Source organism: Kitasatospora terrestris, assembly GCF_039542905.1.
In the GTDB taxonomy this organism is placed as follows: Bacteria; Actinomycetota; Actinomycetes; order Streptomycetales; family Streptomycetaceae; genus Kitasatospora; species Kitasatospora terrestris.
Genome location: NZ_BAABIS010000001.1, coordinates 5,407,002 through 5,420,074 on the forward strand (window position 1 = coordinate 5,407,002; position 13,073 = coordinate 5,420,074).

General features: G+C 73.8%; 9 protein-coding genes. 8 read left to right on the plus strand and 1 reads right to left on the minus strand.

Annotated features, from left to right (window positions below; translation table 11 throughout):
• Positions 1-58 precede the first annotated feature (58 nt).
• From ABEB06_RS24915 to ftsY, 4 genes are all read left to right on the plus strand, one after another.
• Positions 59-352: an acylphosphatase gene (locus ABEB06_RS24915; protein WP_345699115.1), complete on the plus strand. Its 294-nt coding sequence runs from the start codon at positions 59-61 to the stop codon at positions 350-352.
• 381 nt (positions 353-733) lie between these two features.
• The gene (locus ABEB06_RS24920; RefSeq protein WP_345699116.1) at positions 734-937 is read left to right on the plus strand and encodes a hypothetical protein; all 204 of its coding nucleotides are present in this window, start codon (positions 734-736) and stop codon (positions 935-937) included.
• Between the two features lie 228 nt (positions 938-1,165).
• Entirely contained in the window at positions 1,166-4,726 is a 3,561-nt protein-coding gene (smc, locus tag ABEB06_RS24925; RefSeq protein ID WP_345699117.1) for a chromosome segregation protein SMC, read from the plus strand.
• A 13-nt stretch (positions 4,727-4,739) separates the two neighbouring features.
• A complete protein-coding gene (gene ftsY, locus ABEB06_RS24930; RefSeq protein ID WP_345699118.1) occupies positions 4,740-5,942 on the plus strand; it encodes a signal recognition particle-docking protein FtsY in 1,203 nt (400 codons plus the stop codon).
• Between the two features lie 46 nt (positions 5,943-5,988).
• Here the strand turns inward: ftsY and ABEB06_RS24935 are convergent, their stop codons facing one another.
• Complete coding sequence (locus ABEB06_RS24935; RefSeq protein ID WP_345699119.1) at positions 5,989-6,699, minus strand: bifunctional DNA primase/polymerase; 711 nt, start codon at positions 6,697-6,699, stop codon at positions 5,989-5,991.
• A gap of 366 nt (positions 6,700-7,065) precedes the next feature.
• Here ABEB06_RS24935 and nsdA point away from each other — a divergent pair, with 366 nt between their 5' ends.
• From nsdA to ABEB06_RS24955, 4 genes are all read left to right on the plus strand, one after another.
• Positions 7,066-8,520 (plus strand): transcriptional repressor NsdA, encoded by a 1,455-nt coding sequence (gene nsdA, locus ABEB06_RS24940; RefSeq protein WP_345699120.1) that lies wholly within the window; start codon positions 7,066-7,068, stop codon positions 8,518-8,520.
• A gap of 216 nt (positions 8,521-8,736) precedes the next feature.
• A complete protein-coding gene (locus ABEB06_RS24945; RefSeq protein WP_345699121.1) occupies positions 8,737-10,065 on the plus strand; it encodes an ammonium transporter in 1,329 nt (442 codons plus the stop codon).
• Positions 10,065-10,403: a P-II family nitrogen regulator gene (locus ABEB06_RS24950; RefSeq protein WP_345699122.1), complete on the plus strand. Its 339-nt coding sequence runs from the start codon at positions 10,065-10,067 to the stop codon at positions 10,401-10,403. Before ABEB06_RS24945 ends, ABEB06_RS24950 begins: the two co-directional genes overlap by 1 nt.
• Positions 10,404-10,508: 105 nt before the next feature.
• The gene (locus tag ABEB06_RS24955; protein WP_345699123.1) at positions 10,509-12,986 is read left to right on the plus strand and encodes a [protein-PII] uridylyltransferase; all 2,478 of its coding nucleotides are present in this window, start codon (positions 10,509-10,511) and stop codon (positions 12,984-12,986) included.
• Positions 12,987-13,073 lie beyond the last annotated feature (87 nt).

Below are 13,073 nucleotides of genomic sequence, written 5' to 3' on the forward strand. Positions count from 1 at the left end.
TGGAAGGCCGGTGAAGCCCGCTCCGTTCGGGCACTGGATGCCCGACCATGGGGGACACATGCAAGGTCACGACGGCCTGCGGCCGGTCCGCGCCACCATCTGGGTGCGCGGCCGGGTGCAGGAGGTCGGTTTCCGCTGGTGGACCAGGGCCCGGGCGTTGGAGATCGGGCTGACCGGTTACACCGCCAACCTCGGCGACGGCCGGGTGCAGGTGGTGGCGGAAGGGCTGCACGGCGAGTGCGAGCGACTGCTCGCCGCGCTGCGCGGCCCGGACACTCCGGGTGAGGTCACCGGCGTGACCGAGATCTGGTCGGCCACCGGGGACGGGTACGACGGCTTCGTGATCCGATGAGCACACCGCAGTTGCCGGTAGGAGGAGAGCCTCCGGCAACTGCCGGTGTCATACGGTTGCCTTCTGGGCGGACTCGTGGTTGACTCCGCAGCGTAGTGATCCTTTGACCCCTACCCGTGGCGTGCCCATCCCGCCATGCAGGTGACAGGGGCGCGGTAGCGTGCGGTGATCGTGTTGACCCGTAGGGTCTTTGGTGAGACGCTGGAAGCCCGCGCACAGGTCTGCGTTTATGTCGACGGGGCCGTACCGAATGGGCCCAGCTCATCCCGGTCGCCCCGCAGTGCCCAGCCAGCACGTCCGACGGCGTGGACGCGTGCGCACCCTTCCCCCAAGACCCATACCGTACACGGTTCGGTCACTCAGCGTGGAGGACCATACATCATGGCAAAGGCGCTTCTCGGGTACGTCGGCGGCCCCGACCCGCGAATGCTCTCCGAGATGCGACGGCTGCAGCAGCGCGTCCTGGACCTGGAGAACGAGCTCATCAAGCTCCAGGCCGAGAACGACGCTCTCACCGCTGTCGCTGACGAGCACTCGCTGCTCAACAGCATCGACCTGGACCAGCGGGAGCCGGCCCTCACCTGATACTGCGATCTCTCGGATCGACGCTGTTGTGCACTCAGCCTCCCCACAAGGGACGGCAGCATGCAAGGGACGTCCTGGCCGACGTCCCTTCGTCGTGTCCGGGACACCTTTGCCGTGAGGCTGCCCGGCCCCCGGCGTGGTGAAACCACCTCCTCGACCTCCGGTGCGCACCTGTCCGGATACAGTCGCCAGCGGTAGACCCGGCGGCCCGGCGAGGAGGACGGACACGTGCACCTGAAGAGCCTGACCCTGCGCGGGTTCAAGTCCTTCGCCTCGGCCACCACGCTGCGCTTCGAGCCGGGCATCACCTGCGTGGTCGGCCCCAACGGCTCCGGCAAGTCCAACGTCGTCGACGCGCTCTCCTGGGTCATGGGCGAGCAGGGCGCCAAGTCCCTGCGCGGCGGCAAGATGGAGGACGTCATCTTCGCCGGGACCAGCGGCCGCGCGCCGCTCGGCCGTGCCGAGGTCAGCCTCACCATCGACAACACCGACGGCGCGCTGCCCATCGACTACACCGAAGTCACCATCACCCGGACGATGTTCCGCAACGGCGGCAGCGAGTACGCGCTCAACGGCAACGTCTGCCGGCTGCTCGACATCCAGGAACTGCTCTCCGACTCCGGCATCGGCCGCGAGATGCACGTCATCGTCGGCCAGGGGCAGCTCGACTCCGTGCTGCACGCCGACCCGATGGGCCGCCGGGCCTTCATCGAGGAGGCGGCCGGCGTCCTCAAGCACCGCAAGCGCAAGGAGAAGGCGCTGCGGAAGCTCGACGCGATGCAGGGCAACCTCAACCGCGTCCAGGACCTGGTCGCCGAGCTGCGCCGACAGCTCGGGCCGCTGGGCCGCCAGGCGAAGATCGCCCGGCGCGCGGCCGGCATCCAGGCCGAGCTGCGGGACGCCCGCCTGCGCCTGCTCGCCGACGACCTGCTGAGCCTGCGCCGGGCCGTGGAGGTTGAGGTCGCCGACGAACTGGCGCTGAAGCTGCGCCGCTCGACCGTGGAGCAGGAGCTGGCCCGGGCCGTCCAGCGGGAAGCCGTACTGGAGGCCCAGGTCGAGCAGCTCGGCCCGCAGTTGGAGGCCGCCCGGCAGACCTGGTACCGGCTGTCCTCGCTCGGGGAGCGGACCCGCGGCACGATCGGGCTGGCCGAGGCCCGGGTCCGGTCCGCGGTCGGCGCCGGGCAGGCCGAGGACCGGCGCGGGCGCGACCCGGAAGACCTGGAACGGGAGGCCGGGCGCGTCCGGGAGGAGGAGGCCGCGCTGGCCGAGGCGCTGGAGGAGGCCCGGTACGCGCTGGCCGAGGCGGTCGAGTCGCGCGGCGAGCTGGAGCGCGGACTGGCCGCGGAGGAGGGCCGGCTGAAGGCGGCCGCCCGGGCCATCGCCGAGCGCCGGGAGGGCCTCGCCCGCCTGCAGGGACGGGCGGCCGCGGCACGCTCCGGGGCGGCCGCCGCCGAGGCCGAGACCGGACGGCTGGCCGCCGCCCGTGACGAGGCCGTCGAGCGCGCCGAGAAGGCCGAGGCCGAGTACCGCGCCCTGCGCGAGGAGGCCGAAGGGCTGGACGCCGGCGACGAGCAGCTGGAGGCGGCGTACGAGGCCGCGCGGGCGGCGCTGGCCGAGCTCGAACGGGAGCTGGGCGACGTCCGGGACGCCGGCGCCGCCGCGGAGCGGGAACGCGCCGGACTGGCGGCGCGGCACGAGACGCTGGCGCTCGGGCTGCGCCGCAAGGACGGCAGCGGAGCGCTGCTGAACGGCCCGGACCGGCCCGGCGGCGTGCTGGGCGCGGCGGCGGAGCTGCTGGTGGTCGAGCCCGGGTACGAGGTCGCCGTCGCGGCCGCGCTCGGCGCGGCGGCGGACGCGGTGGCGGTGGACGGGGTAGGGGCCGCCGTCGAGGCCCTGCGCCTGCTGCGCGAGCAGGACGCGGGCCGGGCGGCGCTGCTCGTCGCCGGGCCGGCCGCGCGGGTCCCCGCGCCCCCGGCGGGACGCGGAGTCGGCGACCTGGTCTCCGGTCCGGCGGAGGTCGTGGCCGCGGCACGGGCCCTGCTGACGGGTGCCGTGGTCGCCGAGGACCTGGCCGCGGCGGCGGCACTGGTGGCGGCGCAGCCGGAGCTGACGGCGGTGACCCGGGGCGGGGACGTGCTGTCGGCGACCTTCGCGCAGGGCGGCGCGGCGGGGGCGCCCAGCCTGCTGGAGACCCAGGCGGCGGTCGCCGACGCGGCCCGGAAGATCGACGAACTGGACGTGCGGTGCCGGGAGTTGGCCTCTCAGCTGGACGGCTGCAAGGAACGCAGGCGGGAACTGGCCGCCGAGGTCGAGGCGGTGGAGGCCGAGCGGCGGCGCGGGGAGAAGGAGCGCGCGCAGCTGGCCGGCGCGCTGGGCCGTTCGGGTGGTCAGGCGCGCGCGGCGGCCGGTGAGGCGGAGCGGCTGGCGGCGGCGGTCGCCAAGGCGGAGCAGGGGCTGACCGAGGCCCGCGAGGCGGCCGAGGAGCTGGCCGAACGGCTGCTGGTTGCGGAGGAGCTGGCGGAGTCCGGCGAGGACGAGCCGGACGGCGCCGAGCGCGACCGGCTGGCGGCGGCCGGGTCGGCGGCGCGGCAGGCGGAGATGGAGGCGCGGCTGGCGGTCCGGACCCACGAGGAGCGGGTCCGCGGGCTGGCGGGCCGCGCCGACCAGCTGGACCGGGCGGCGCGCGGCGAGCGGGAGGCGCGGGCGCGGGCGGCCGAGCGGCGCGAGCGGGCCCGCCGGGAGGCGGCGGTGGCGTCGGCGGTGGCGTCCGGTGCGCGGCAGCTGCTGGGCCGGCTGGAGGAGGCGCTGACCGCCGCGGAGGCCGAGCGAGCCGAGGTGGAGCAGCTGCGGACCGAGCGGGAGGCCGAGCTGCGTTCCTTCCGCGAGCACGGCCGCGAGCTGAAGGCGGAGCTCGACAAACTGGTCGACGCGAGCCACCGAGACGAGGTGCTGCGGGCCGAGAAGCGGCTGCGGATCGAGCAGTTGGAGACGCGGGCGCTGGAGGAGTTCGGCATCGAGGGCGGCGAACTGCTCGGCACGTACGGCCCGGACACCCTGGTGCCGCCGCCCGTCCCGGAGGAGGGCGAGGAGCCGGGCGAGCCCCGGCCGTACGTCCGCGCCGAGCAGGAGAAGCGGCTGAAGGCGGCCGAGCGGGCGTACCAGCAGCTGGGCAAGGTCAACCCGCTGGCGCTGGAGGAGTTCGCGGCGCTGGAGGAACGCCACCGCTTCCTCGGGGAGCAGCTGGACGACCTGAAGAAGAGCCGGCGCGACCTGATGGACATCGTGAAGGACGTCGACGCCCGGGTCGAGCAGCTGTTCACGGCCGCGTACCACGACACGGCGGCGCAGTTCGAGGGCGTCTTCTCGCGGCTGTTCCCGGGCGGCGAGGGCCGGCTGGTGCTGACCGACCCGGAGAACATGCTGACCACCGGCGTGGAGGTGGAGGCGCGGCCGCCGGGCAAGAAGGTGAAGCGGCTGTCGCTGCTGTCCGGCGGCGAGCGCTCGCTGACCGCGGTGGCGATGCTGGTGTCGATCTTCAAGGCGCGTCCCAGCCCGTTCTACGTGATGGACGAGGTGGAGGCGGCGCTGGACGAGACCAACCTGCGCCGACTGATCGCGATCATGGAGGAGCTGCGGGAGAGCTCCCAGCTGATCGTGATCACCCACCAGAAGCTGACCATGGAGTCCGCGGACGCCCTCTACGGCGTGACCATGAAGGGGGACGGCATCTCCCAGGTGATCAGCCAGCGGCTCCGCGAGGAGCACAAGGAACGCAAGACCCCTACGTGATACTGGACGGGTTATGGAATACGTGATCCTTGCCGTAGTCATCGCCGTGGTCGCCGTCGGCGCGACCGTGGGCCTCGTCGTTTCCGGCAGACGACGCAAGCAGGTGGAGCCCCCGGCGCCGGCGCGGACCCCGGTGGTCACCGCGCCGCCCGCCCCGAAGACCGAGGCGCCCGAGGTCGCGGAGGAGGGGGCCGCGCCGCCGACGGCGGAGACCACCGCCCCCGATGCCGTCGAGCCCGAGGTCGAGGAGGTGGTGGTCGAGGAGGCCGTCGCCGCTCCCGCGATCGAGGTCCCGGAGCCGACCGCCGGCCGGCTGGTGCGGCTGCGCTCGCGGCTCTCGCGCTCGCAGTCCACGCTCGGCAAGGGCCTGCTGACCCTGCTCTCCCGGGACCGTCTCGACGACGACACCTGGGAGGAGATCGAGGACACCCTGCTGACGGCGGACGTCGGCGTCGCCGCCACCCAGGAGCTGGTGGAGAACCTCCGCACCCGGGTCAAGGTGCTCGGCACCCGCACCCCGGACGAGCTGCGCGCGCTGCTCCGCGAGGAGCTGATCAACCTGATCGGCCCGGACTTCGACCGGACCGTCCGCTCGGTGAAGCACGAGGAGGGCCCGGCGGTCGTCCTGGTCGTCGGCGTCAACGGCGTCGGCAAGACCACCACCACCGGCAAGCTGGCCCGCGTCCTGGTGGCCGACGGCCGCCGGGTGGTGCTCGGCGCGGCCGACACCTTCCGGGCCGCCGCCGCCGACCAGCTGCAGACCTGGGGCGAGCGGGTCGGCGCGCACACCGTCCGCGGCCCGGAGGGCGGCGACCCGGCGTCGGTGGCCTTCGACGCGGTCAAGCAGGGCATCACCGAGGGCGTGGACACCGTGCTGGTGGACACCGCCGGCCGGCTGCACACCAAGACCGGCCTGATGGACGAGCTGGGCAAGGTCAAGCGGGTCGTGGAGAAGCACGGGCCGGTCGACGAGGTGCTGCTGGTGCTGGACGCCACCACCGGTCAGAACGGGCTGGTCCAGGCGCGGGTGTTCGCCGAGGTCGTGGACATCACCGGCATCGTGCTGACCAAGCTGGACGGCACGGCCAAGGGCGGCATCGTGGTCTCGGTCCAGCGCGAGCTGGGCGTGCCGGTCAAGCTGATCGGTCTCGGCGAGGGCGCGGACGACCTGGCGCCGTTCGAGCCGGGTGCGTTCGTGGACGCGCTGCTCGGCTGACGGCCGGTCCTCAGGGGCGCGAGGAACCGCGCGACCGGCACGCGTGCTACGTCAGTGCGTGGTCGGGCGCGCTGTTCCTCGCGCCCCTGTTGTGGTTGCCCGTGTCGCGCAGGTGCCGGTGGCAGGCGTACGCCAGGGTGCCGAGCAGCAGGCGGGCCTCCGGGGGGCAGGCGGCGTTCTCCCGGGTGGGGCGGCGCAGCCAGCGCATCGGGCCGAGCGCGCCGAGCGGGGTGGGCGGCGCGGCGACGTAGCCGCCGGTGCCGTGGCAGGCGAGGTCGAGCGAGGCGTCGTCCCAGCCCATCCGGTAGAGCAGGTCGGGGAGGCGCTGGGCGGTGCCGGGGGCGACGAAGAGCAGCAGCCGCCCGGTGGGGGAGGCGAGCACCGGGCCCAGCTGGGTGCCCATCCGCTCCAGCCGGACCAGGGCCTGCAGGCCGGGCTGGGCCGGCACGTCGAGCACGTCGAAGTGCAGGCCGGTGGGGAGCAGCAGCGGCCCGTCGGCGGTGCGCGGCAGGTCGAGCTCGCGGGCGGTGAGCGCGGGGCCGGCGCCGGCGTGCAGGCCGGGCGCGGCGCAGTGCGCGGTGCCGCAGTCGCACCGGCCGTCGGCGCGGGTCGGCGCGGTGCCGACGGCGACGGACCAGCCCCAGCGGCCGGTGTACTCGGCGGCCGCCCGGGGCGCGGAGGGCTTGGTGCGGCGGCGAGCGGCGAGCGGGGCGAACCGCAGGGTGCCGAGCCGGAGATCGCCCAACAGGTTGTCCATGCCTCCCCCAACAGATTCTGGTTGCCGGTGGTTACGGGACGGTGACGGTGCGTCGATTGTCCGACGCGGGGCGCGCTGTGTGTTCGAGGCGCGCGCGGCGTGGCGCACACCGATTCGATCCGGTCGCTTCCGCCCCGGCAATTGCCGGGGTCAAGGGGAGCTGAGTATTAGTGAAGCGCGCCGCGGGCCGTGGTTGTTCACTCGTGGGGGTGGCGAAAGGTGGCGTTTCCCCGGCGGTGCTCCCCCGGATGGCGCAAGGCCCGCTACGTTCGACACTACGGAATGCAGTGGACTGCTCACACCGGTGGCGGTAGGGCAGGTCGGACGAGCAGGGCCCCGGACTCGGGGCGGGATGGGGACGGTCCCATGGCAGACAAGCAACCGAACGAGAAGCTCACCTCGTGGTTCACCCGCAGCGGATGGTCCAAGGGCGAGCTCGCGCGCCAGGTGAACCGGAGGGCGCGCCAGATCGGTGCTCACCACGTCTCCACCGACACCTCCCGGGTCCGCCGCTGGCTGGACGGCGAGCAGCCGCGCGAGCCGATCCCGAAGATCATGTCCGAGCTGTTCTCCGAGCGCTTCGGCTCGGTGGTCTCGATCGAGGACCTGGGCCTGCGCGCCACGGTCCAGGTCTCCACCGCCGGCAGCACGGTCGACCTGCCGTGGAGCGCCCCGCAGACGGTCCAGCTGATCAGCGAGTACTCGCGCAGCGACCTGATGCTCAACCGGCGCGGCTTCCTCGGCACCTCGCTGGCGCTGACCGCCGGCGCGGCGCTGATCGAGCCGATGCAGCGCTGGCTCACCCCCGGCCCGACCGGCGCGCCCACGCCGATCCTGGCCGCGGCCAACGGCGGCGAGCCGTACACCGGCCGGCTGTCCGAGCCCGAGCTGCAGCTGCTCGAACAGACCACCGAGATGTTCCGCCAGTGGGACGCGCAGAACGGCGGCGGCCTGCGCCGCAAGGCCGTGGTCGGCCAGCTCCACGAGGTCACCGACCTGCTGCAGGAGACCTACCCGGAGTCGACCACCAAGCGGCTGTTCCGGCTGACCGCCGAGCTGGCCCACCTGGCCGGCTGGATGTCGTACGACGTCGGCATGCACCCGAGCGCGCAGAAGTACTACGTGCTCGCGCTGCACGCGGCGAAGGAGGCCGGCGACCGCCCGTTCGGCGCCCTGATCCTGACCGACATGAGCCGGCAGATGATCCACCTCAACCGCGGCGAGGACGCGCTGGAGCTGATCCACCTCGCCCAGTACGGCAGCCGGGACACCGCCACCGCCCGGCAGCAGTCGCTGCTGTACGCGATGGAGGCGCGCGCCTACGCCACCATCGGCGAGGTCAACCGGTGCGCCCGGGCGGCCCGGCTGGCGGAGGACACCTTCAGCGACACCCGCGCCAACGACGGCAGCCCGGACTGGCTCAAGTTCTTCTCCGAGGCCGAGCTGAACGCGGAGAACGCGCACTCCTTCCGCGACCTGGCCTACACCTCCAGCCGCAGCCCGCTGTACGCGCAGATGGCGGCGCCCGTCATGGAGCGCGCGGTCGACCTGTTCCGCCAGGACGGCGACCACGTCCGCAGCTACGCCTTCAATCTGGTCGGAATGGCCAGTGTGCACCTCTTGCAGAACGAGCCGGAGCAGGCTGCGGTGATGTGCGAGCAGGCGGTGGACATCGCCAAGAAGGTGCGCTCCGAGCGGCTGAACACCCGGGTCCGCAAGACCTCCGAGGCGGCCAGTCGGCAGTACAAGGGCGTGCCCGGGGTTGAGCGGCTCTCCGAGCGGGTGGTCCAGGACATCCCCGAGTTCGTCTCGGTCGGGTAGCCGCCGTGTTCTGACCCAGCGCGGTCAAACGGCTCGTTTTCGGCCAGCGGTTCACCTGCTCGTAACGCCCGCGACAACCGTGTCACTGGCGTGAAACACCGAGCCGCATCGGTCGAAATCAGCCTTCGGCACTCTCCTCTTCATCGCCGACCACCCGGGATGGCACGGGACAGGTGTCCCGGGTGCGGAGCGGCTTTCATCTCGGAGGAGACGCCGATGCCGGACGGCTTCAGCGCGGGCGATACCGCCTTTGTGTTCATCTGTGCGGCCCTGGTCATGTTGATGACCCCGGGCCTGGCCTTCTTCTACGGAGGCATGGTCAGGGTCAAGAGCACGCTCAACATGCTGGTGATGAGCTTCGTCTCGCTCGCGATCGTCAGCGTGCTGTGGGTCCTCTACGGCTACTCGCTGTCCTTCGGCCCCGACGCGGGCGCCGGTCTGATCGGCAACCTGGACTACCTGGGGATGCGCGGCATCGACCTGAACGCCATCACCGGCACCATCCCGGTCACCGCGTTCGCCGCCTTCCAGCTGATGTTCGCGATCATCACCCCGGCGCTGATCAGCGGCGCCATCGCGGACCGCGCCAAGTTCACCGCGTGGAGCCTGTTCGTGGCGCTCTGGGTGACCGTCGTCTACTTCCCGGTCGCGCACTGGGTGTTCTTCTTCGACGGCGGCAACGGCGGCTGGCTCGGTGACCGCAACGGCGTGATCGACTTCGCCGGCGGTACCGCCGTCCACATCAACGCCGGTGCGGCCGGCCTCGCCCTGGCCCTGGTGCTCGGCAAGCGGATCGGCTTCAAGAAGGACCCGATGCGCCCGCACAGCCTGCCGCTGGTGATGCTCGGCTCCGGTCTGCTCTGGTTCGGCTGGTTCGGCTTCAACGCCGGCTCGGCGCTCGCCGCCAACGGCGTGGCCGGCATGGCGTTCATGAACACCCAGGTCGCCACCGCCGCCGCGGTGCTCGGCTGGCTCGCCTACGAGAAGATCAAGCACGGCGCGTTCACCTCGCTCGGCGCCGCCTCCGGCGCGGTGGCCGGCCTGGTCGCCATCACCCCCGCCTGCGGCTCGGTCTCGATGCTCGGCGCCATCGCCATCGGCCTGATCGCCGGCGCGGTCTGCGCCGCGGCGATCAGCCTGAAGTACAAGCTCGGCTTCGACGACTCGCTCGACGTGGTCGGCGTCCACCTGGTCGGCGGCATCATCGGCTCGCTGCTGATCGGCTTCTTCGCCACCGGCCACGTCGGCCAGACCGCCTCCGGCCTGTTCTACGGCGGCGGCGTGACCCAGCTGGGCAAGCAGGCCCTCGGCGTGGTCGTGGTGCTGGTCTACTCCTTCGTCCTCTCCTGGCTGCTGGGCACGGCGATCCAGAAGACCATCGGCTTCCGGGTCTCCGAGGACGTCGAGGTCGCCGGCATCGACCAGGCCGAGCACGCCGAGTCCGCGTACGACTTCACCGCGGTCGGCGCCAGCATCGCCCGCGCCGTGTCGGCCACCGCCACCGTCTCCACCGTCACCGCCGAGAAGACCGAGGTCGACGCCTGATGAAGCTCATCACCGCCGTCATCAAGCCGCACCGCCTGGACGAGGTCAAGGAGGCCCTGCAGGCCTTCGGAGTCCACGGCCTGACCGTCACCGAGGCCAGCGGCTACGGCCGCCAGCGCGGCCACACCGAGGTCTACCGGGGCGCGGAGTACACCGTCGACCTGGTGCCCAAGGTCCGGATCGAGATCCTGGTCGACGACGAGGACGCCGAGCAGCTGATCGACGTCGTGGTCAAGGCCGCCCGCACCGGCAAGATCGGTGACGGCAAGGTCTGGTCCGTCCCGGTCGACACCGCCGTCCGCGTCCGCACCGGCGAACGCGGTCCGGACGCCCTGTAGCCCTAGCATTCAGCACGACGCATCCAGCACGACTCCTGGCGGACCCGCTGCCCACCCGGCGGCGGGTCCGCCGCAGGCGTACCGGCACACGGACGGGGACACAACGTGACGACGACCGGAACCCAGCCGACCCCCACGCCCGACGAGGGCCCGCTCGGCACCGGCGACCACGCCGCCGAACGCGCCGCGCTGCTCGCCGACCCCGCCCTCGGCGGCGCCCGACGACGGACCGCGCTGGCCGCGCTGACCGACCGCTGGCTCACCGGGCTCTACCGGGCGGCCGGCTCCCCGCCCGGCACCGCGCTGGTCGCCGTCGGCGGCTACGGCCGCGGCGAGCTCTCCCCGCGCAGCGACCTGGACGTCCTGCTGCTGCACGAGGGTCCGCTCGACGCCGAGCTCGCCGAACGGATCTGGTACCCGGTCTGGGACAGCGGCGCCGCGCTGGACCACTCCGTCCGCACCCCCGCCGAGGCCCGCGCGGTGGCCGCCGAGGACCTCAAGGCCCAGCTCGGCCTGCTGGACGCCCGCCACCTGGCCGGCGACCCGGCGCTCACCGCCGCGCTGCGCTCCACGGTCCTCGCCGACTGGCGCAGCGGCGCCCCGGCGCGCCTCCCCGAGCTGCACGAGCTGTGCACCGCCCGGGCCGAACGCCACGGCGAGCTCTCGTTCCTGCTCGAACCCGACCTCAAGGAGGCCAGGGGGGGCCTGCGCGACGTGGTCGCGCTCAACGCCATCGCCGCCACCTGGCTCGCCGACGCCCCGCGCGACGGCCTGGACGCGGCCGCCGAGCGGCTCGCCGACGTCCGCGACGCCCTGCACCTGGCCACCGGCCGGGCCACCGAGCGGCTCAGCCTCCAGGACCAGGACCAGGTCGCCGCCCAGCTCGGCGTGCTCGACGCCGACACCCTGCTGCGCCAGGTCTACGAATCCGCCCGGACCGTCGCCTACGCCTCCGACGTCACCTGGCGCTCGGTGGAGCGGGTGCTCGCCGCCCGGGCCAACCGGGGCCGGCGGATCTCCCGGTTGGGCTTCCCGTTCAGCGGCGTCGGCCGGACCGGCGGCGCGGTCGGCAAGGGCGCGGTGGAGCGCCGCCCGCTCGCCGAGGGCGTGGTCGAGCAGGACGGCGAGGCGGTGCTCGCCCAGGGCGCCCGCCCGGCCACCGACCCGGTGCTGCCGCTGCGCGCCGCCGCCGCGGCCGCCCAGGCCGGGCTCACCGTCTCGTACGCCACCGTCCGGCGGCTGGCCGCCGAGGCCAAGCCGCTGCCGGTGCCCTGGCCGGACGAGGCCCGCGAGCAGCTGGTCACCCTGCTCGGCGCCGGCGAGGCCTGTCTGCCGGTCTGGGAGGCGCTGGAGGCCGAGGGGCTGATCAGCCGGCTGCTGCCTGACTGGGAGCGGGTCCGCTGCCGGCCGCAGCGCAACGCCGTGCACCGCTGGACCGTCGACCGGCACCTGATCGAGACCGCGGTGAAGGCCGCCGCGATGACCCGCCGGGTCGCCCGGCCCGACCTGCTGCTGGTCGCCGCGCTGCTGCACGACATCGGCAAGGGCTGGCCCGGCGACCACTCCGAGGCCGGCGAGGTGATCATCCGCGACCTGGCCGTCCGGATGGGCTTCGACAAGACCGACACCGACACCCTGGCCCTGCTGGTCCGCCACCACCTGACGCTGGTCGACACCGCCACCCGGCGCGACCCGGACGACCCGGCCACCGTCGACCTGATCACCAAGGTGGTCGGCACCCTGCCGCACCTGGAGCTGCTGCACGCCCTCACCGAGGCCGACGCCACCGCCACCGGCCCCGCCGCCTGGTCGAGCTGGCGGGCCTCGCTGGTGCACGGCCTGGTCGCCCGGTCCGCGGCCCAGCTGGCCGGCGGCCTGGCCCTGCCGGCCGACGCCGAGCCGACCGCCGACGAGGAGCGGCTCGCCGTCGAGGCCGCCCGCACCCTCGCCCCCGCGCTCGCCCTGCACGCCCAGACCGAGGCCGGCGCGGGAGGGGTCGCCGAGCCGGGCGTGCCGGAGCCGATGGGCGTCGAGCTGACCCTGGCCATCCCGGACCAGCCCGGCCTGCTCGGTACCGTCGCCGGGGTGCTCGCGCTGCACCGGCTCACCGTCCGCAAGGCGGGCCTGCGCGAGCTCGACCCGATCGGTGCCGGGCCGGTCCTGCTGCTGTCCTGGACGGTCGCCGCCGAGTACGGCGAGCTGCCGGAGGCCGCGCGGCTCCGCGCGGACCTGCGACGCGCCCTGGACGGCTCGCTGGACGTCGCCCGCAAACTCGCCGAACGGGACGCCGCCGCCCCGAAACGGCGCGGCATCGCCACCCCGCCGCCGGTGGTCACGGTCGCCCCCGGCGCGGTCTCGCTCAGCGCCACCGTGCTGGAGGTCCGCGCCCACGACGCCCCCGGGCTGCTGCACCGGATCGGCCGGGCCCTGGACGCCGCCGGCGTCCGGGTCCGCACCGCGCACGTCTCCACGCTCGGCGCGGACGCGGTGGACGCCTTCTACGTGACCGACCAGGACGGCCGCCCGCTCGCCGCGGAGCGGGCCGCGCAGGTCGCCCGCTCGGTGCAGGAGGCGCTCGGCTGAGCCGGTGTCCGGCCCGCTGGGTACCGGGGTGGAGACCGTTCCACGGGCGGCCGGATACCCTGGGGGCGACGACCATACCCGTACCGA

Coding starts and splice junctions, on each gene's coding strand:
- ABEB06_RS24915 (WP_345699115.1), top strand. CDS start 59: ATGCAAGGTCACGACGGCCTGCGGCCGGTCCGCGCCACCATCTGGGTG.
- ABEB06_RS24920 (WP_345699116.1), top strand. CDS start 734: ATGGCAAAGGCGCTTCTCGGGTACGTCGGCGGCCCCGACCCGCGAATG.
- ftsY (WP_345699118.1), top strand. CDS start 4,740: ATGGAATACGTGATCCTTGCCGTAGTCATCGCCGTGGTCGCCGTCGGC.
- ABEB06_RS24935 (WP_345699119.1), bottom strand. CDS start 6,699: ATGGACAACCTGTTGGGCGATCTCCGGCTCGGCACCCTGCGGTTCGCC.
- nsdA (WP_345699120.1), top strand. CDS start 7,066: ATGGCAGACAAGCAACCGAACGAGAAGCTCACCTCGTGGTTCACCCGC.
- ABEB06_RS24945 (WP_345699121.1), top strand. CDS start 8,737: ATGCCGGACGGCTTCAGCGCGGGCGATACCGCCTTTGTGTTCATCTGT.
- ABEB06_RS24950 (WP_345699122.1), top strand. CDS start 10,065: ATGAAGCTCATCACCGCCGTCATCAAGCCGCACCGCCTGGACGAGGTC.